We start from the raw sequence: 18,315 nt of genomic DNA, 5'->3' as shown, positions 1-18,315 counted from the left end.
CGTTTGATCGCTGGCGTCTGGCGGTCCTTTCAGGTCGCCGGACGGCCTGATCAAACACACTGAATGCAAAGCAGGAGTTCATGCTCACCCTCCGTTTCGGCTACCCTCACACTGCGCCATGCCACTCACCGCCCATGCGGGACGCAGCGCCTTTTTTTGTAGTGAATGAAACGGAGAACTTTCATGCTCATGCGTACCCTGGCACTGGCCGTCGGCTTGACCCTGTCCATCAGCAGCTTGCTGGCGCAGGCCGCCGACACCCTTAAAGTCAGCGCCATTCCTGACGAAGCCCCCACCGAATTGCTGCGCAAGTTCAAGCCACTGGGCGCTTATCTGGAACAACAGTTGGGTATGAAAGTCGAGTTCGTGCCCGTCAGTGACTACCCGGCGGTGGTCGAAGCGCTGGCCACGGACCGCATCGACCTGGCCTGGCTTGGCGGGTTCACATTCGTCCAGGCCCGTTTGAAAACCGGCAACGCCATTCCCCTGGTCCAGCGTGAACAGGACGCGCAGTTCACCAGCAAATTCATCACCGCGGACCCGGCCGTCAAATCCCTCGCCGACCTCAAGGGCAAGACCTTCGCCTTCGGATCGGTGTCGTCCACGTCCGGCAGTCTGATGCCGCGCTACTTCATGCTCAAAGACGGCATCAAGCCGGAAACCTGGTTCAGCCGCGTCGGCTATTCCGGCGCCCATGACGCCACGGTTGCCTGGGTCCAGGCCGGCAAAGTCGATGCCGGCGTGCTCAACGCCAGCGTCTGGGAAAAACTGGTTGCTGCCGGCAAAGTCGATACCAACAAAGTCAAAGTGTTCGCCACCACGCCCGCCTATTTCGATTACAACTGGACCGTGCGCGGCACCCTCGACCCGGCGCTGGCCGCGAAAATCAAGGCAGCGTTCCTGGCCCTCGATCCGGCAAAACCGGCGGACAAGGCCATTCTCGACCTGCAGGCCGCCAACCGTTTCATCGAAACCAGCCCGGATAACTACAAGGGCATCGAGGAAGCCGCGCGCGCTGCCGACCTGCTCAAATGACCTTGCAGCTGACCCGGGTCAACCTGACCCATACCAATGGCGTCCACGCGCTGCATAACGTGGACTTGCACATCGCGGCGAGCGAACAGGTCGCCATCATCGGCCCGTCCGGTGCGGGTAAATCGAGCCTGCTCAATCTGCTGGGCACCGCCCTGCAACCGAGCAGCGGCGAGCTTCAACTGCTCGGCGAACGTGCGTGGCAACTGTCTGCCCGCCAACGCCAACGCTTGCGCGCGCGAATCGGCCTGGTCCACCAGTCGCCGCCGCTGCCGCCGCGCCAACGGGTGGTCACGGCGGTGCTGGCCGGCAAGATTGGCCAGTGGGGCCTGGGTAAAAGCCTGATGAACCTGCTGCATCCGCTGGATGTCGCCGGCGCACGGGCGGCGTTGGCCAGGCTGGACCTGGGCGACAAGTTGTTCGCCCAATGCCAGCAACTGTCCGGCGGCCAGCTTCAGCGCGTGGGCATTGCGCGCGTGCTGTATCAGGCGCCCGAGGTGTTGCTGGCCGATGAGCCGGTGTCGGCGATGGACCCGGTACTGGCCGAACACACCCTGTCAGTGCTGTGCCGTCATGCACGGGAACACAACGTCACGCTGGTCGCCAGCCTGCATGCAGTGGAACTGGCCCTGGCGCATTTTTCACGAATCATCGGCTTGCGCGACGGACAGATTATGTTCGACCTGCCGGCCAGCGCCGTCGACCGCGAACTGCTCGACAGGCTCTACGCCAACGAACAGTTGCTTTCGCCTCCGGTCCCACCGGTCCCTCTGGTTGTGCAGATTCCTCGATGCTGAAACGCGATACCCGAGACCCGGCCGCCCGACCGCGTCTGCTGCTGACGCTATCGGTCATTGCCTTGCTGTGGCCAGGCATTCACTTCAGTGAACTGGATTTGAGCGTGCTGGTGGCCAGCGACAGCCAAAGCGAGATGGGCCGTTTTGTCTCGGCGTTCTGGCCACCGGCCCATGGCGAAGAATTCTTCCAGTTGCTCCTGCAAGCCACCCTGCAAACCCTGGCCATCGCCACCGCAGGCATGGCCCTGGCGCTAATGCTGGCCGTGCCCGCCAGCCTGTTGGCCAGCCGGGCGTTGTCGTTGTCGGCGGCGTCCCGCGCAGGGCGTCCCGATTCCTGGGGTCAATGGCTGCGCTGGCCGGTGCGCGGCTTGCTGATCTTCCTGCGCAGCGTGCCGGAGATCGTCTGGGCGCTGTTGTTCGTGCGTGCCGTGGGCCTCGGGCCGACGGCCGGGGTCCTGGCCATTGCCATTACCTACAGCGGCATGTTGGGCAAGGTCTACGCGGAGATCTACGAGTCGGTGGACCAGCGCCCCGCCCATGCGTTGCTGCAAGCCGGCAGTGGTCGCCTCGCGGCCTTCGTCTACGGGATTGTGCCCAATGTCGCGGCGGAGCTGTTGTCGTACACGGTGTACCGCTGGGAATGCGCGATCCGCGCCTCGGTGGTGATGGGGTTTGTCGGTGCCGGGGGCCTCGGCCAGCAAATGGACCTGTCGTTGCGCATGTTCGCCGGGGGTGAAGTGGCCAGTCTGTTGCTGACGTTCCTGGTACTGGTGCTGTTCGCCGATCAACTCAGCCGTTTGCTGCGCTGGAGGCTGGCATGAATCGCTTGATCAACCTGGCGCTGTTGCTGGGCATCGTCGCCGCGGCCATCGCCTCTTTCGTCTACCTGGGCATCGACCTCGGCGAACTCGGCGCCACCGGCAATTTCGGGCGCATGGCCGATTATGCCCGGCGTTTCCTCAGCCCGGACTTGAGCCCAACTCACCTGCAAGCCATCGGTCATGGCGCAGTGGAAACCATCGCCATGTCGGCTTTGGGCACCTTGCTCGCGGCGGTATTCGGCCTGATGTTGGCATTGCCGGCGGCGGGACGGTTCGGCTGGCCGTTGCAGAGCGCGTCACGCCTGGTGCTCAACGCCCTGCGCGCAGTACCGGAACTGGTGTGGGCGGCGTTGATGGTGCTGGCCGCCGGGCTCGGTCCCAATGCCGGCACCCTGGCGCTGGCCCTGCACACCACTGGGGTACTCGGCCGGCTGTTCGCCGAAGCGCTGGAAAACACCCCGGCGCAACCCGCCGAAGCGATCCGCCTGCAAGGTGGCAACGCGATATGGGCGTTCTGTTACGGCACGCTGCCCAACCTGTGGCCGCAAATGGTGGCCTACATTCTGTATCGCTGGGAAAACAACATCCGCATGGCCAGCGTGCTCGGGTTCGTCGGTGCCGGTGGTCTGGGACAGATGCTGTACGTCAGTCTCAGCCTGTTTCAAGAGGCTCAGGCCAGCACAGTCATCCTGGCCATGCTATTACTGGTATTCGCTGTCGATACGTTGAGCAGCTGGAGCCGTCAACGCTGGGTCAAGGCCTGACGGCTTTTGCAAAACGGCTCGCCCTGAAAGATTTCGCCTATCGGCTGCCAATACTGCGGCTATTAGCTGACTTACCAAGGGGCGACTAGCATTATCTAACGCCGGTGCCATCTGGCCGGCCAAGACCTGATAACGAGATAAGAACGAGTCTGCAACTGACTGGGCGTACCGTGGGTCATCCTGTCGGCAATTGCGTTGCCTGTGTTCAGAATACCCGCATGGCCAGATCGATCAGAAGATCGTATTGCACGGCCGCAAGCCTGAGTCATTGATTTCAATCACCGCTGTCCGACCACAACCGGGGCGGTCAGCTGAATGACACGACCGAGGGTAGCTCACACATGGCAACTGAATCGAAATGCCCGTTTCATCAGGCCGCCGGCGGTGGCACAACCAACCGCGACTGGTGGCCGAATCAACTGAATCTGAAGATCCTGCACCAGCACTCGTCCCTCTCCGATCCCATGGACGAAGGCTTCAACTACGCCGAAGCCTTCAAGCAGCTGGACTTTGCAGCCGTCAAAAGAGACCTGACGGCACTGATGACCGACTCGCAAGATTGGTGGCCCGCCGACTTCGGCCACTATGGCCCGCTCTTTGTGCGCATGGCCTGGCACTCCGCCGGCACCTATCGCACCGGTGACGGCCGTGGCGGCGCAGGCTCCGGCCAGCAACGCTTTGCACCGCTCAACAGCTGGCCGGATAACGTCAGCCTCGACAAGGCTCGCCGGCTACTCTGGCCGATCAAGCAAAAATACGGCCGCAACATTTCCTGGGCCGACCTGATCGTGCTCACCGGCAACGTGGCGCTGGAGTCGATGGGCTTCAAGACGTTTGGTTTTTCCGGTGGCCGCCCGGACGTCTGGGAACCGGACGAAGATGTGTATTGGGGTTCGGAAAGCAAATGGCTGGCCGGTGATACCCGTTACGGCAAAAACGATCAACCGATGCAGAAACCCGGTGAAGGCCCGCTCGTTGCCGAGCCTGGGGAAAACGAAGACAGCCGTGTCGAGCCTGGCCGCAATCTGGAAAACCCGCTGGCCGCTGTGCAAATGGGCCTGATCTATGTGAACCCGGAAGGCCCCGAAGCCAATCCGGATCCGGTCGCCGCCGGCCTGGACATTCGCGAAACCTTCGGTCGCATGGCGATGAACGATGAAGAAACCGTGGCCCTGATCGCCGGTGGTCACGCCTTCGGCAAAACCCACGGCGCGGGTCCCGCGGACAATGTCGGGGCCGAGCCCGAAGCGGCCGGCCTGGAAGAGCAAGGGCTGGGCTGGCGGAACAAGTTCGGTACCGGTAAAGGCCCCGACACCATTACCAGCGGCCTGGAAGTCACCTGGACAACGACCCCGACCCAATGGAGCAACAACTTCCTGGAGAACGTGTTCGGCTTCGAGTGGGAACTGACCAAGAGCCCTGCTGGCGCGCATCAGTGGAAGCCAAAAAATGGAGCAGGCGCCGGCATCATCCCGGATGCCCACGATCCGTCCAAACGGCGTGATCCCACCATGCTGACCACCGACCTGGCGCTACGCTTCGACCCGATCTACGAGCCGATTTCACGGCGCTTCCTGGAGAACCCCGACCAACTGGCCGACGCCTTTGCCCGCGCCTGGTACAAACTGATCCACCGTGACATGGGTCCGCTTTCGCGCTACCTCGGCCCGGAAATGCCCAACGAAGAACTGCTGTGGCAAGACCCGATTCCAGCGGTCGATCATGAGCTGGTCAATGACAGTGATGTCGCTGCGTTGAAGAGCAAACTGCTGGCCTCGGGACTGTCAGTGTCGCAGCTTGTTTCCACAGCCTGGGCGGCGGCGTCGACCTTCCGCGGCTCCGACAAACGCGGCGGTGCCAACGGCGGGCGCCTGCGTCTGGCGCCACAGAAATTCTGGCAGGCCAATCAGCCGGAACAACTCTCGGGTGTGCTGGAAAAACTCGAAGGTATCCAGAAAGAGTTCAACGCTGGCGGCAAGAAAGTATCGCTGGCCGACCTGATCGTGCTGGCCGGTTGTGTCGGGGTCGAGCAGGCAGCGAAAAATGCCGGACACACCGTCACGGTGCCTTTCACACCCGGGCGGATGGACGCGAGCCAGGAGCAGACCGATGTCGAGTCTTTCGGCTTCCTTGAACCCATCGCCGATGGCTTCCGCAACTACCTCAAGGGCCGTTACACCGTCCCGGCGGAAAAGTTGCTGATCGACAAGGCCCAGTTGTTGACCCTCACCGCACCGGAAATGACTGCGCTCATTGGCGGCATGCGCGTGCTCAACACCAACGTCGGCAAAACCGCCCACGGCGTTTTCACCAGCCGCCCGCAAGCGCTGACCAACGATTTCTTCACCAACCTGCTGGACATGGGCGTGGAATGGAAACCGGTGTCGGAGGCCAATGAAGAATTCACCGGAACAGACCGCAAGACCGGGCAACAGAAATGGACCGCGACGCGGGTCGATCTGGTCTTTGGCTCCAACTCTCAACTGCGGGCGCTGGCCGAAGTTTATGCCAGCGCCGGCGGCCAGGAGAAATTGGTCAAGGACTTCGTGGCAGCGTGGACCAAGGTGATGAACCTGGATCGGTTCGACTTGAAAATGAAATAACGCAGTGTGTGTTGGCACCCCGGCATGAACGTGCCGGGGTGTTTTTTTTGGGGGACTTCGCTGATTATGGGATCACAGCGGCGGATCAATCTGATCCAGTACGCGGTTCGCCGTGATCTCCGCCAGCATGATGCTGTTGGAAATGCCCAGCAGCGCATTGCGGTCGCTCCCCTCCAGATGGTCGACCAATTGATGGACCATCACATCCACCGAGGCCAGCGTCTCCACCAGATACACCATCAGGGTTTCGGTCTTGACTTCGGGGTCTACCGTAAACAGCGTGCTGACTGTGCGCGGCATGGCTTTGATGTCGGCTGTCGAGGGGAAGTGGAAGTTGAGCGCACGCTCGGCGGCGTCGTTGAGCTTCTTCGAGTCGGATTCGTAGGGGGAAGCTGGATCGGTTTCTGGCGGATTCGGCGTGGGTTTGATCATGATGAAACTCCTTGTGTATTTAAAGGAGTCATCACCCTTGCTACCAAACGAAGGGTGGTGACCATACGAAGGTTGGTAGACCGGCACACAAGGCAAACCCGGCGCGCCCGAAGGCGCCCTGCGCATGGCCACCATAAAACAGGTGTCGAAAAGCACCTGCAAAAGGTGACGCTGTGCGCCTTGTGGTGGCCGGGCTACCAAACCCGATCGCTGTTTTTTTCAGCGACCGGCAAACAATAGGACCCAGCCCCAAGACGCACAAGCCGGCGGATTCTGGCGTAACCGTAGGCAACGGCGCAAGGTTTTGTAGCTTTCAGGAAAAAAGCCTGAGGACGTTTAAACACAAACCCCACATCGACGTTTAAAAACGCCAAACACTCACCTGTAGGAGCGAGCCTGCTCGCGAAAAGAGCCAGAGCGGACGGTGCCGCTCCAGCCGGAGCCCCCGTGGACCTGCCTCGCGTCACGGATTGAGTTTCAAATGCGCATTGACCCGCCCGCTTTTTGGATCAACAAACCAGAACTCATTATTAGCTACTTTCACCTGGCTGCATTCCGTTGGGTAGCCTTTGGGTATGACGCAAACAACACCCTCGTTAAGTGTCCAGCGTTCCTTCTCGGGAGGGTCAGGTGCCATTTGAAAAATGTCCGTTCCATCGGGCGAAAACAAAATCGAATACGGACGACTGCCCTCCCGAGTGGTGCCATACAGCTTCTTGTTCATTAACGTGCCGTGGATTTGCTCGTCATTTAACGTGACGGCGTTTGCCGGCACAGATGGCGGTTGATAAGCGCTACTGCTTGCGCATCCGGCGAGAAAAATCAACGAGGCGATCATTCCGAACTTTAAGAAAGTCATGCCGCACCTTCCTTGTATTTGCCGAAAAAATTTTCGGTAAATCAAAGCTTAGTCAACGCGTTTGACCCACCCCGATACAGGCGCCCAACGGTTGACGGTGAGGTGCACTCTTCTACTTTTTGTTGGCATTCGTTAGGTATGGGGCCGATAGTGGGTGTTGTAGACAGGCAGCGATCGGCCAATAGCTGCCGATCCTTACTCGCCGCTTTCGCCCCAAACTGACATCAAAGGCCGGCTACACCAAGGCACTTTTTGATCGCTTTAACTAAAGCGAATTCCCCGCCCCTCGTAGTTTAAGGAACCGGGGTAATGCTTCGAACCACTCGGCAACGGATAGCATTCGGTTTAAGCGATGTCGCCACGGCTTTGATCGCCTTTTGAAGGTGTTCAGTTTCGGGATCGTGAGCGAAACCCTCAAAGTCGGCCTTACTTTTCCATTGCGCATAGTTCACTACGTGCTTTCCGTCGAAACTCGCGTGGAAGGATGAAGAGATAAAGCCGGATCTGTGTCGTACCCATCGCTCAACCTCGCTAGCGATGGCGTCGATCAGCTCTAGCTGCTTGTCCGCGGGCACATCGAAGCGAACGATCTGTGTGAATGTGTCATCTTCTGCAATGCGAATGAGCGCCATGATCGACCTCCCTTGTTTGCGTCTTCTGATGACACCGGCCGTGCAAAACCGTGCAGTAAAAAATGCATGAACCGGTGCCTGATGAGAAGTTTCAGAGAGTGGAGCCCTCTATTCGCCGAATGCCTCCATGAGTACTTGAACCAACTCACCGCCTTCTGGTGTTGCCCAACTGCCCGCCAGTTCGGCGATCAATTGGTTGGTGGTGGTCAGCGTCACCCCGGCTTTGTCCATGCGGCGCAAAGCGATATCATCCGCCATGGCTGTCGGTGAGGCGCCGCCATCAGCAACAACTTGCACTTCGTAGCCATCACGTACCAGCGAGAGTGCTGGATAAACGGTGCACACATCGTTAGTTACGCCGGCAATAATCAGTTTCTTGCGGCCAGTCGCTTTCACGGCTGCGGCGAAGTTCTCATCGTCCATGGCATTGACGATGCCCATACGCTTGATACGTCCGGCAAACTCGGTCGGAAGGATCTCCTCCAGTTCGCTCAGCAGCGGGCCTTGGGCATACTCTTCCATACTGGACGTCAGTACGACGGGAAGCTTGAGAATGCGGGCGGCTTTGGCCAGCATCAGGGCGTTGCGCTTTAGTTCTTCAAAAGGCATGGATTTAGCCCAGCCCATGGTTCCGACCTGGTGGTCGATCAGCAGCAAGGCTGCATTATCGGCATTGAAGTTTTCGAATGACATTGTGATTCTCCTGACAACTGCGATGGGGACTGTTCCCCCGGTTAGACAGCTTGCAGTGTTCCGAACTCACCGCGCCGGTAGCCATCGACTGCTGCGGCCAGTGCGTCCATCGAAGCGAGGGCGATTGGCCCTTGCCAAAACACGGGTTGATTCAACGGAGTGCCGGAAAACAAGACTGCCTTGGCATTTCCGTTCTTTGCTTGCAGGATGACAATCCGATCCGCGCGCTGAGGAAGATTGACCGGCGCCCTGGCATCATTCAGATCGTACGGCTGACCATCCACATACACCTCACCGTCGATAGGCATCACGAACGCCACGTGTCCTTCTGGAACTGGGATCTTCACTTCGCTTGAGGCTTCAAGAGTGATGTCCAGAAGCCTTACGTCCGTAGGCAGTAGCAACGGAGAAGCCAGCCCTTCGAAGTTGCCTAACGGAACTCTAATTTTAGCCCCAGCCCGATAAACCGTAGGGACGTCCTGAGCTTCCACACTGAAGACAAATGGCGCATCTGCCTGTTTGTCCTGTGGGAGGTTGATGAAGATTTGCAACATGTGAACGGTCTTTCCCGGCTGGGCTGGGACCTCTTCATGAACGATGCCTTCACCCGCCGCCGTCCAGTGCAAACCACCCGGTTGTATCAGGTTGCGGTTGCCTAGCGAGTCCCGGTTATCGATGCCTGTTTCCGAATCCAGGAACAGGTAGGAGACCGCAGAAAAGCCCGCATGTGGATGTGCTGGAAAGGTTGGTCCGCTAATCCATGCATGGTCTACGCCCAAGAACGGATCGATAGGTTTCGCGTACTGATCACCCCGCAGGGTAAACGCCCGGAACTGGCTGCCGTGGTTCATGCGCTGTAAACGTGCAATGGGTAGCATGGTTGCGGTCCTCAGGCCTCTTGAGACAGAGTTGGATAATCGATATAGCCTTCTGCGCCTGGGGCGTAAAAAGTGTTCTTGTCCGGCGTATTCAATTCAGCGCCTACCCGGAACCGTTCAGGCAGATCGGGGTTGGCCAAGAAGGCGCTGCCAAATACTGCGGCGTCTGCCTTACCTTCATTAATCAGCGACTCGGCGCTTTCTTTGGTCTGGCCGCTGCCGATCAGGTAGCTGCCATCGAACAGCGGGCGCAGTGCCCCGTGGTAGTCAAACTTGGCGCCGAACAGCGCTACATGTAGATAAGCCAGCTTCAGGTCACGAAGCTGCTTAACCAGATAGGTGTAGGTTTCCTGCGGATTGGCATCGACGATGTCGTTGAAGTTCATCTCCGGGGAAATTTTGATACCGACACGGTCACTGCCCACTTCACTCACCATCGCGGCGAGCACTTCCAGTACGAAGCGAGTGCGGTTTTCAACCGAACCACCGTACTGGTCGTCGCGCTGGTTGCTTCCGGTGGAGAGAAACTGTTCAGGCAGGTAGCCCGAGGCTGCGTGCAGTTCAACGCCGTCGAAACCCGCTTCAATCGCCCGGCGCGCTGACTGGCGGTAACCGTCAACAACCTCGGCAATTTCAGTGATGGTCAGGGCGTGGGGTATTACAAAATCCTGCAATCCTGTAGCGGTGTAGGTCTGACCGGCGGCTTTGATCGCCGAGGGCGCCTGAGGTTGTGCGCCATCAGGCAGCAACGAAGGATGAGACACGCGTCCGCAATGCATCAGTTGCATGAAGATGCGGCCACCGCGAGCATGGACTGCGTCGGTGACTTTTTTCCACGCCGCGACCTGCTGTGTGGTTTCGACACCTGGTGTGCGGACATAGCCTTTGCCTAGCGCAACCGGGAATACGCCTTCGCTGATGATCAACCCCGCAGAGGCGCGTTGTGCGTAGTAGCTTGCAACCAGTTCGCTGGGCACACCGGCATCATCTGAGCGCGAGCGGGTCATTGGTGCCATGACCATACGGTTGGACAGTGTGTAGCGGCCGACCTGGACTTTGGAAAAAAGAGATTTCATTTCGGTGCCTCTTTGAGTGATGGGCCTATGATTAATCAATCCTTATTCGGGATAAATGCCGTAAAATCGAAATGACTAATCCATAGGCGGGATAATCATTTGGACTTTCTTAACGACATGGCGTTGTTTGTCGAAGTGGTAAAGGCTCGCAGTTTCACGCGTGCCGCAGAAACGTTGGGAATACCGAACTCGACCTTGTCACGGCGTATCAGTGAGCTAGAGAAAGGCATTGGCTTGCGGTTGTTGCACCGTACGACGCGCAAGATCGAGCCGACCGAAGCGGGCCAGCTGTACTTTGAACGCTGTAAGCGGATCGTTGATGAAGCTCGTCTGGCGCATGAGCAGCTAGGCGAAATCCTAGCCCGGCCCAGCGGGCTGCTGCGTGCCTCCTTGCCCGTAGACTTTGCCACCGTCTACCTGGCCCCGTTGATTGCGGAGTTTTCGCAGATCTATCCCGGTATCAATTTCGAATTCGATCTGAGCCCACGCCAAGTCGATCTGATCACTGATCCTGTGGACGTTGTGATTCGGATGGGGGAGCCTGCAAACTCAAATCTGATTGCTCGCAAACTCGCGAGTTTGAGGCGCGGACTGTATGCCTCGCCGCGATATCTGGAGATATCCGGTGAGCCTGGTCATCCATCGGAACTGGTAAATCATGAGTGCCTACGCTTACGTGGCCAAGGTGCAGGTCGTTGGACGCTGTCTTGCTCATCTGAGAGGTTGGATGTCGATGTCGGAGGGCGATTCGAACTGAACAGCGTAGGCATGCTGAGGCGTCTGGCATCGTTGAATCTTGGCGTGGCGTTATTGCCCGAGGGGATCGCAGCGCAAGATGTTTCGGACGGAAAACTTCGCAAAGTGCTGCCGCAATGGCAGGCCTTGCCCGTGTCGGTTTACGCGCTGACTGAAACCCGCTTGCTTCCAGCGAAAACGCAAAGGTTTATTGAGTTTTTGCGAGATAAGCTTGAGTGCGCATAGTGTCCAGATCGTATGGCTGCTTCTGGCCGTTTTCGGCCCTTCGCGACAGGCAGAAATCGGCCAATAGCAGTCACTCCTAAGGAGTCAGAGTCTTTTCTCTACGCATCTGAGTGACCAGCGTAAACCTGTCTTGAGGGTGGGTGGTTTCCGACACCACCATCACAGCCCCCGCCTCATCACGATACTGGCGAAGAATGTTCAAGCCCGGAGAACCGGCTTCAGCATTGAGGCTCTTGGAAATCTCCGGCGACAGCAGTACCGCACGTACCTGCTGATCCACCACATCGATGTGCCGACCAAAATGCTGTTCAATCAAAGCGGCAATCAGTTCGTCAGGATGCTGCTCGGCCAATTCAATGACCTGAGAGTAGATGTCCTGAGCGTACACGTCAGTCCAGCACAGTGGCGCACGCAGATTTTCCTGGTCGACCCGGATGCTCGACACACAAAAGTAATGCTCGCCAGGTTCCAGGCCCAGGCGTTTGGCCAACGCGATGTCGGCCACAAAGTGCTGCACGCTCTGAATACTGCGCACTTGAGTTTCGGCCAGATGAACCAGGTCTGATACCGAGGCCAGCGACTGCGAATACCCGCCCTTTGGTGTGGCGGACTCAACCCGCGTGCCCACCCGTTTTCGCCGTGACACCAGCCCTTGGTTCTGCAATTGGGTGATGGCGGCACGCACCGTATGGCGGCTCACGTCATACAGCTCGCACAGCTCGAACTCCGTTGGCAGCAACGTACCTACAGGAAATCTCCCGCTGGAAATCCCCTCCATCAAGTCTTTTGCAACGACCGCATAGCGCGTCTGGTTCATACCTTTCATCAGTCCGAAGCGTTCACCGAGTTGACAGTGTATCAGTGAGCACGTAAAAATTATGTACGGACATATTGAATATGTCCGATCAATAACAAACATATCAGGATTACCCCATGTCCAGCACTGTCTTCGACTCCGCCCTCTTTCGCGACATGTTCGGCACCGCCGAGATGCGCGGTGTGTTTTCCGACAAAGCCTTGATCGAACGCTACATCGAAGTGGAAGTGGCACTGGCCCGCGCCGAAGCACGCTGTGGCGTAATCCCGAGCCAGGCCGCCGAACAGATCGCTGAACTGGCGACCTATGCCTCCCTCGACTTGACGCTGATGCAGCACGAAACCGAAATTGTCGGTTACCCGATCCTGCCGTTGGTTGAACAACTGTCGAAAAGCTGTGGCGAAGCCGGCCGCTACGTCCATTGGGGGGCTACCACCCAGGACATCATGGACACTGCTGTTGTGCTGCAAGTGCGCGCGGCGCTGGCACTGGTCGAGCGCGACATCCAGGCTGTACGCGGCTTGCTGGCCGACCTGGCCAAACGCTACCGCGATACCCCGATGGCTGGCCGTACTCACCTGCAACACGCACTGCCGATCACCTTCGGCTACAAATGTGCCGTGTGGCTGAGCATGTTCGACCGTCACGCCGAGCGCCTGGTGGAGTTGCGCCCGCGAGTAGAGATCGGTCAATTCGCCGGCGCGGCGGGCACGTTGGCGTCATTGGGCGACAAGGGTCTGGAAGTCCAGGAAGCCCTGATGGCGGAACTGGGTCTGGGCGTTCCGCAAGCCACCTGGCATGTCGCGCGTGACGGCCTGGCGGAAACCCTGAACTTCCTCGGGCTGGTCACCGGTACCCTGGGCAAGGTTGCCCTGGACGTCATGATGATGATGACCAGCGAGCTGGGTGAAGTGTACGAGCCCTTCGTCAAAGGTCGCGGTGCGAGCAGCACCATGCCGCAGAAACGCAATCCGATCTCCTGTGAATTGATGTATGCCGCAGCCAAAGGTGTGCGTCAGCACGCAGGCCTGATGTTGGATGCAATGATTCAGGACTTCGAACGCTCCACCGGCCCTTGGCAGGCCGAATGGATCGCCATTCCTGAAGCGTTCGCCTTGAGCGCGGCATCCCTCGGCCAGGCGAAGTTCATGCTCGCCGGCCTGGAAGTCCGCACTGAGCGCATGCGCAAAAACCTCGACATGACCCAAGGTCTGATTGTGGCTGAAGCCGTGATGATGGGGCTGGCCCCAGCGCTCGGACGCCAGGTGGCGCATGACGTGGTGTATGCCGCCTGCCGCATGGCTAACGATGAAGGCACCAGTTTGCTTGATGCGTTGCTCGCTCAGGGCGAAGCCACCGCACAACTGGATATCGAGGAACTCAAGCGCCTGACCGACCCGTCTAACTATTTGGGTCTTGCGCCGCAGATGGTCGATATCGCCCTCGCTCGTGAGGGTAGCGTCAAACGCTGATTGTTTCGGGGCTCGGCAGCATCGAGCCCCTCTGCCTACCGCTCGCAAATAACAACAACGAGACTGCAGACATGACCACTATCAACAAAAAGCCGTTCTACAAAGACCTGACCTTCCAGGTCATTGCCGCCATGGTGCTGGGTATTGCCTTCGGCTTCATGGCTCCGGAACTGGCGGCCAAGTTCAAGATCCTCGGCGATATCTTCCTCAAGCTGATCAAGACTGCCGTTGCCCCCCTCGTGTTTTTTACCGTCGTCCATGGCATCGCCTCGGCAGGCGACATCAAGCGGGTTGGCAAGGTCGGCTTGCGCGCGCTGATCTATTTCGAAATCGTTTCTACCATTGCCTTGGCCATCGGTCTGCTGTGGGGCAATCTGCTGAACATCGGCTCGGGCATGCACGATGCTCATCCGAGCAGCGCGACGGCAGCGGCGGCCAGTGCGGCAGTCGCCAAGGGTCACGCACCTGCCTCGACGATGGATTTCATTTACGGGATTTTCCCGGACAACTTTGTCGGTGCCTTCGCTGGCGGACAACTACTGCAGGTGCTGGTGATCTCGGTACTATTCGGCTTCGCCCTGCTGGCCCTCAAGCCCGAGCGTCGCAGCGTGATTGAGGACGGCTTGAGCCGCGTCTCCGAATGCTTCTTCGAGTTCATCAACTTGATCATGAAGTTCGCTCCGCTGGGCGCCTTCGGTTCGGTAGCCTACGCCGTTGGCAGCAATGGCAGCGCGGTGCTGATGTCGCTGGCCAACCTTGTGCTGATGTTCTACGTCTGTGTCGCATTCTTCATTTTCGTGGTGCTGGGTGCCGTCTGCCGTATTTCAGGCTTCAGTCTGTGGCGATTCCTCAAGTACATCAAGGATGAGATTTTCATTGTCTTGGGAACGGCGTCCTCGGAAAGCGCCCTGCCACGCCTGCTGCAGAAACTGGAAAAATTCGGTTGCTCCAAACAGAGCGTCGGTTTGGTCTTGCCTACCGGTTACGCCTTCAACCTCGATGGCACCTCCATTTACATGTCGCTCTGCGTGTTGTTCATCGCCAACGCCTACGGCGTGCCGATGAGCTGGGAGCAACAACTGGGTACTATCGCCATCATGCTAGTCACGTCCAAGGGTGCAGCAGCGGTTTCCGGTGGGAGTTTCGTTGTGTTCGCCGCCACGGTGACGGCAATCGGCGTACTGCCAGTGGAAGGACTGGCATTGCTGTTCGGGGTCTATCGCTTCATGTCCATGGCCATCGCGACCTGCAACACCATCGGCAACAGCGTAGCGACCGTTGTGGTGTCGAAGTGGTCGGGGGAGTTTACCGAACAGACTGCCAAGGCCGAATACAACAGAGTGTTTGGGCGTAATTTGGAGGCAGCGCTTTAACGGATCTAAGGTGGTAACTGAAAATACCAACACCCTAGATTGATTAAAAATCGATAACAAAAAAGGGCCCTCGAAGGGGCCCTTTCTTGTACTCAAACCATACTCACTTGGTCAGCCAAGACTCGACTGTTTCGGAGCCGTGCTCAGCTTTCCACTCTTTCAAAGTCTTGTGGTTGCCGCCTTTGGTCTCTACGACTTCGCCAGTATGGGGGTTCTTGTAGATCTTCACCTGGCGAGGCTTGCGGCTACCAGACTTGGACTCGACTGTCGGTGCGCGACGACCAGACTTCGGATCAAGCAGGTTGATCACGTTCGGCAGGCTGTAGCTGTACTCGGCAAGCAGGGCTCGCAGCTTGGTTTCGAATTCGATTTCTTTCTTGAGGCCAGCGTCACCCTTCAGGGCTTCGAGCGCTTGAAGCTGTTCAGCCAAGTGTTTTTCGAGCTGACGGAATTCTGCGAGCTTGGACATGAGAGGTCTCTAGTTGGTTAGTCTCCTAACCGTACACTAAATAAAAAAAAGTTTGTAATTGGCGTAAGCCTACTTTCGTCAAAAGGCAGGCACGACATCGCCGTGATAGCGCTCAAGGATGAACTTCTTCACTTCAGGCGAATTGAGCAACGCGCCAAGTTTCAATACGGCCGGAGCGTTCGCCTTGTCGCGACGTACGTACAGGTAATTGGCGTACGGTGACTCCGAGCTTTCAATAAACAGAGCATCCTTATGAGGCTCAAGCTTCGCTTCCAGCGCGTAGTTAGCGTTGATCAATGCCAGGTCGACCTGGTTAAGCACGCGCGGCAGCATGGCCGCTTCCAACTCCTGAAATTTCAGGTGTTTGGGGTTGCTGACGATGTCGAGGCGAGTAGCCATGATGTTATCGGGATCCTTGAGGGTAATCAGGCCTTGCTTGGCGATCAGCAGCAGCGCACGACCGGAGTTGGTCGGGTCGTTGGGAATGGCGATGGTGGCGCCATCCTTGAGTTCACTAATGGATTTGATCTTTTTCGAATAGGCACCGAACGGTTCGATGTGCACGGCCACGATTGGCACTTGATCGCTGCTTGGGCGATCTTTTTTATACGCCTCGTAGTACGGCTTACTCTGGAAGTAATTGGCGTCCAACAAACCTTCATCCGTTTGCCGGTCTGGCTGGATATAGTCAGAGAAGACTTTGACATCCAACGTCACCCCTTCTTTGGCAAGCTCAGGTTTGAGGAATTCCAGGATCTCGGCATGGGGCACAGGCACCACTGCGATTTTCAGGGTTTCGGCATAGGCAGAACCCATGGCTGCGACGAGCAGTGCAACGGAGAGAGCGACGCGTTTCACGATAATTTACCTTCGAAGCGTTTCAGGGAAAAAGAAGAGAGATCCAGGTCGGTCGAGCCGCGCATGCACCACTGCGCAAACGCCTCGCCAAGTGCAGCGGAATGTTTGAAACCGTGGCCGGAACAGGCTGACACCACCAAGGTGTGCAGCAACGACGGATGCTCGTCGATGATGAAATGGCGATCCGGCGTAACGGTGTAGGCGCAGACAGCAGACTTGACCACCTTCGAGGTAACACCGGCGATGCGGCTGTGCACCTGGTGCTCATACATGTCCTGCTCTTCGGCAGCCGAGACTGTACGATCCATTGATTGTGGCAACGAGGTAGTGTGGTACTGCGCGGTAGCGATTTTCAGGCTGCCCTCGCCGTGTAACGCGGGGAAGCCATAATTGATTTTGTCGTCGCCGCGACCGTGGGTGAGGATAAACGTCGGTGAGTGGCCCACCAGCCCGGCGCTCTCCTCCAGCTCGAACCAGAACAGCTTCTGCCGGTAGACACTGAGCAGGCTGTCAAACGGCTTGCCCAGCAATTCGCTGCTCCAGTTGCCGGCGCTGATCACTAGCTTGTTGGCAAAGAGCGTCCGCAAGTTCGTGGTGACTTCAACACCCTGCTCATTCGAGCTAATCGCGGTGACGGTCTCGCCTTTGTACAGGATCGCGCCGTGCTGTTCGGCCAGCTTGAGCTGCACGTCGATGCAACGTTCAGGGCGTACAAAGCCTCCACCAGGCTCGAAATAGCCGATGGCATTGTCGTGCACGTTGGCAAACTGGGGAAAGCGCTGGCGAATCTGCTCGGCGGACAAGACTTCGTGCTCGATGCCATATGTCTGCGCCAAGCCGATGGTACGCAAGGTGAAGTCAGTTTTGTCGTTGGGGTCAAACTCGGGACTCGAGGTCAGCGCCAGTAGGCCCGACTGTTCGAACAGCGACTCCCCCGACAATTCCTCAAGCGCGCGCCAGATGCGGTGGGAGTTGCGCACGATGGGAACGTACTGCGCGCCCTCACCGACCGAAAGCCTAGTAATACGCGTATCGCCGTGGCTAGAGCCCTGATTGTGAGGTGGGTGATAGCGGTCGATACCAACAACACTCACACCGGCCTTCGACAACTGATACACCGTTGCAGCGCCCATGGCACCCAGGCCCAAAACCGCAACATCACACCGCTCGGACATCAGCTCTCACCTGTCAAAAAGAAGCTAGTTGAGAGTGAAAAAGATTAAGAATCAACATCTAAAAGAGCATATGCATATTCTAAATCACGTGCAAGCAGCCGCACTGCCTCGAGTGTTTTATCAGAAAGGCGTCAATACTTCGCGTTTGATCATCGTCAATTCTGATCACGACGCGACGAGTTTAAAGCTGTCATAAGTGGCATAGAGCAGGCAGTGGATTTCTAACGGGACACCATACAGACGGAACTCGACCCTGGTGAATCGTTTGCGGGATCACCATTTACAGGGATAGGCAGACCTCGCGTTATTGAACTCGACTCCCAAGTGTCTGGCGGAGCTTTCATGCTTCGTATAACTCAGCAGTACGTAATCTGTAGGACGGTCAATAGCAGTCAACCTCTACACCCTCTAACTTGCACCCCTCACACATTTGGGGAGGTCTTCCCGAATTTTTCATGCCCGCATAGAAATCAGCAAATGTGAAAATTTTGTTAACTAACTGACTCGTAAAGCTTTCTTCAAGACACTCGATCTGACATGCTAATGAGAATAGTTCTTACACGCACTCGCATCAGATTCGTTT

Annotated in this window: 18 protein-coding genes; 8 read left to right on the top strand and 10 right to left on the bottom strand. The window is 57.7% G+C overall.

What is annotated here, in order from left to right:
* The first annotated feature begins 183 nt into the window (after positions 1–183).
* From D8U18_RS24550 to katG, 5 genes are all read left to right on the top strand, one after another.
* Positions 184–1,035 carry a putative selenate ABC transporter substrate-binding protein gene (locus D8U18_RS24550; protein ID WP_131108745.1) on the top strand — a complete coding sequence of 284 codons (852 nt, stop codon included), beginning with the start codon at positions 184–186 and terminating at the stop codon, positions 1,033–1,035.
* Positions 1,032–1,829, top strand: a complete 798-nt coding sequence (locus tag D8U18_RS24545; RefSeq protein WP_131108742.1) for an ATP-binding cassette domain-containing protein — start codon at positions 1,032–1,034, stop codon at positions 1,827–1,829. Before D8U18_RS24550 ends, D8U18_RS24545 begins: the two co-directional genes overlap by 4 nt.
* Complete coding sequence (locus D8U18_RS24540) at positions 1,823–2,650, top strand: ABC transporter permease (protein WP_131108740.1); 828 nt, start codon at positions 1,823–1,825, stop codon at positions 2,648–2,650. Before D8U18_RS24545 ends, D8U18_RS24540 begins: the two co-directional genes overlap by 7 nt.
* Positions 2,647–3,414: a phosphonate ABC transporter, permease protein PhnE gene (phnE, locus tag D8U18_RS24535; protein WP_130904654.1), complete on the top strand. Its 768-nt coding sequence runs from the start codon at positions 2,647–2,649 to the stop codon at positions 3,412–3,414. The genes D8U18_RS24540 and phnE overlap by 4 nt, the downstream gene beginning before the upstream one ends.
* A 341-nt stretch (positions 3,415–3,755) precedes the next feature.
* Positions 3,756–6,017: a catalase/peroxidase HPI gene (gene katG, locus D8U18_RS24530; RefSeq protein WP_131108738.1), complete on the top strand. Its 2,262-nt coding sequence runs from the start codon at positions 3,756–3,758 to the stop codon at positions 6,015–6,017.
* Between the two features lie 72 nt (positions 6,018–6,089).
* Here katG and D8U18_RS24525 read toward each other — a convergent pair whose 3' ends face one another.
* The 6 genes from D8U18_RS24525 to D8U18_RS24500 form a co-directional block, all read right to left on the bottom strand.
* A complete protein-coding gene (locus D8U18_RS24525; protein ID WP_131108736.1) occupies positions 6,090–6,449 on the bottom strand; it encodes a DUF6124 family protein in 360 nt (119 codons plus the stop codon).
* A 463-nt stretch (positions 6,450–6,912) separates the two neighbouring features.
* Positions 6,913–7,308: a hypothetical protein gene (locus D8U18_RS24520; protein WP_130904652.1), complete on the bottom strand. Its 396-nt coding sequence runs from the start codon at positions 7,306–7,308 to the stop codon at positions 6,913–6,915.
* Positions 7,309–7,601: 293 nt separating this feature from the next.
* The gene (locus D8U18_RS24515) at positions 7,602–7,940 is read right to left on the bottom strand and encodes an antibiotic biosynthesis monooxygenase (protein ID WP_131108734.1); all 339 of its coding nucleotides are present in this window, start codon (positions 7,938–7,940) and stop codon (positions 7,602–7,604) included.
* A 108-nt stretch (positions 7,941–8,048) separates the two neighbouring features.
* Positions 8,049–8,633, bottom strand: a complete 585-nt coding sequence (locus D8U18_RS24510) for an isochorismatase family protein (RefSeq protein ID WP_123332497.1) — start codon at positions 8,631–8,633, stop codon at positions 8,049–8,051.
* 41 nt (positions 8,634–8,674) lie between these two features.
* Positions 8,675–9,511 (bottom strand): pirin family protein, encoded by an 837-nt coding sequence (locus D8U18_RS24505; RefSeq protein ID WP_131108733.1) that lies wholly within the window; start codon positions 9,509–9,511, stop codon positions 8,675–8,677.
* A gap of 11 nt (positions 9,512–9,522) precedes the next feature.
* On the bottom strand, positions 9,523–10,587 hold the full coding sequence (locus D8U18_RS24500; protein ID WP_131108731.1) for an alkene reductase: 1,065 nt from the start codon (positions 10,585–10,587) through the stop codon (positions 9,523–9,525).
* 99 nt (positions 10,588–10,686) lie between these two features.
* Here D8U18_RS24500 and D8U18_RS24495 point away from each other — a divergent pair, with 99 nt between their 5' ends.
* Positions 10,687–11,568, top strand: coding sequence for a LysR family transcriptional regulator (locus D8U18_RS24495; protein WP_131108729.1), 882 nt, complete (start codon positions 10,687–10,689; stop codon positions 11,566–11,568).
* A gap of 76 nt (positions 11,569–11,644) precedes the next feature.
* Here the strand turns inward: D8U18_RS24495 and D8U18_RS24490 are convergent, their stop codons facing one another.
* Positions 11,645–12,385 carry a GntR family transcriptional regulator gene (locus tag D8U18_RS24490; RefSeq protein WP_131108727.1) on the bottom strand — a complete coding sequence of 247 codons (741 nt, stop codon included), beginning with the start codon at positions 12,383–12,385 and terminating at the stop codon, positions 11,645–11,647.
* Positions 12,386–12,501: 116 nt separating this feature from the next.
* Between D8U18_RS24490 and D8U18_RS24485 the strand changes: the two genes are divergently transcribed.
* Positions 12,502–13,857 carry an adenylosuccinate lyase family protein gene (locus tag D8U18_RS24485; RefSeq protein WP_131108725.1) on the top strand — a complete coding sequence of 452 codons (1,356 nt, stop codon included), beginning with the start codon at positions 12,502–12,504 and terminating at the stop codon, positions 13,855–13,857.
* Positions 13,858–13,928: 71 nt separating this feature from the next.
* Positions 13,929–15,230, top strand: coding sequence for a C4-dicarboxylate transporter DctA (gene dctA, locus D8U18_RS24480; RefSeq protein WP_131108724.1), 1,302 nt, complete (start codon positions 13,929–13,931; stop codon positions 15,228–15,230).
* A 103-nt stretch (positions 15,231–15,333) separates the two neighbouring features.
* Here the strand turns inward: dctA and D8U18_RS24475 are convergent, their stop codons facing one another.
* The 3 genes from D8U18_RS24475 to solA form a co-directional block, all read right to left on the bottom strand.
* Entirely contained in the window at positions 15,334–15,699 is a 366-nt protein-coding gene (locus tag D8U18_RS24475) for a histone-like nucleoid-structuring protein, MvaT/MvaU family (RefSeq protein ID WP_131108720.1), read from the bottom strand.
* A 78-nt stretch (positions 15,700–15,777) separates the two neighbouring features.
* Positions 15,778–16,515, bottom strand: coding sequence for a MetQ/NlpA family ABC transporter substrate-binding protein (locus D8U18_RS24470; RefSeq protein ID WP_052321298.1), 738 nt, complete (start codon positions 16,513–16,515; stop codon positions 15,778–15,780).
* A gap of 38 nt (positions 16,516–16,553) precedes the next feature.
* Positions 16,554–17,732 carry an N-methyl-L-tryptophan oxidase gene (solA, locus tag D8U18_RS24465; protein ID WP_131108718.1) on the bottom strand — a complete coding sequence of 393 codons (1,179 nt, stop codon included), beginning with the start codon at positions 17,730–17,732 and terminating at the stop codon, positions 16,554–16,556.
* Positions 17,733–18,315: the final 583 nt, after the last annotated feature.

Source organism: Pseudomonas sp. Sample_10 (assembly GCF_004321495.1).
Classification (GTDB): Bacteria; Pseudomonadota; Gammaproteobacteria; order Pseudomonadales; family Pseudomonadaceae; genus Aquipseudomonas.
Note: the sequence above shows the minus strand (reverse complement) of the source record. Positions and strands in the feature narration are given on the sequence as shown.

Excerpts from the sequence above, each read along its gene's own strand:
- phnE (WP_130904654.1), top strand. The coding sequence starts at position 2,647 with ATGAATCGCTTGATCAACCTGGCGCTGTTGCTGGGCATCGTCGCCGCG.
- dctA (WP_131108724.1), top strand. The coding sequence starts at position 13,929 with ATGACCACTATCAACAAAAAGCCGTTCTACAAAGACCTGACCTTCCAG.
- D8U18_RS24525 (WP_131108736.1), bottom strand. The coding sequence starts at position 6,449 with ATGATCAAACCCACGCCGAATCCGCCAGAAACCGATCCAGCTTCCCCC.
- D8U18_RS24505 (WP_131108733.1), bottom strand. The coding sequence starts at position 9,511 with ATGCTACCCATTGCACGTTTACAGCGCATGAACCACGGCAGCCAGTTC.
- D8U18_RS24520 (WP_130904652.1), bottom strand. The coding sequence starts at position 7,308 with ATGACTTTCTTAAAGTTCGGAATGATCGCCTCGTTGATTTTTCTCGCC.
- D8U18_RS24475 (WP_131108720.1), bottom strand. The coding sequence starts at position 15,699 with ATGTCCAAGCTCGCAGAATTCCGTCAGCTCGAAAAACACTTGGCTGAA.
- D8U18_RS24545 (WP_131108742.1), top strand. The coding sequence starts at position 1,032 with ATGACCTTGCAGCTGACCCGGGTCAACCTGACCCATACCAATGGCGTC.
- D8U18_RS24500 (WP_131108731.1), bottom strand. The coding sequence starts at position 10,587 with ATGAAATCTCTTTTTTCCAAAGTCCAGGTCGGCCGCTACACACTGTCC.
- D8U18_RS24515 (WP_131108734.1), bottom strand. The coding sequence starts at position 7,940 with ATGGCGCTCATTCGCATTGCAGAAGATGACACATTCACACAGATCGTT.
- D8U18_RS24540 (WP_131108740.1), top strand. The coding sequence starts at position 1,823 with ATGCTGAAACGCGATACCCGAGACCCGGCCGCCCGACCGCGTCTGCTG.
- D8U18_RS24510 (WP_123332497.1), bottom strand. The coding sequence starts at position 8,633 with ATGTCATTCGAAAACTTCAATGCCGATAATGCAGCCTTGCTGCTGATC.
- D8U18_RS24470 (WP_052321298.1), bottom strand. The coding sequence starts at position 16,515 with ATGGGTTCTGCCTATGCCGAAACCCTGAAAATCGCAGTGGTGCCTGTG.
- katG (WP_131108738.1), top strand. The coding sequence starts at position 3,756 with ATGGCAACTGAATCGAAATGCCCGTTTCATCAGGCCGCCGGCGGTGGC.
- D8U18_RS24485 (WP_131108725.1), top strand. The coding sequence starts at position 12,502 with ATGTCCAGCACTGTCTTCGACTCCGCCCTCTTTCGCGACATGTTCGGC.
- solA (WP_131108718.1), bottom strand. The coding sequence starts at position 17,732 with ATGTCCGAGCGGTGTGATGTTGCGGTTTTGGGCCTGGGTGCCATGGGC.
- D8U18_RS24490 (WP_131108727.1), bottom strand. The coding sequence starts at position 12,385 with ATGAACCAGACGCGCTATGCGGTCGTTGCAAAAGACTTGATGGAGGGG.
- D8U18_RS24550 (WP_131108745.1), top strand. The coding sequence starts at position 184 with ATGCTCATGCGTACCCTGGCACTGGCCGTCGGCTTGACCCTGTCCATC.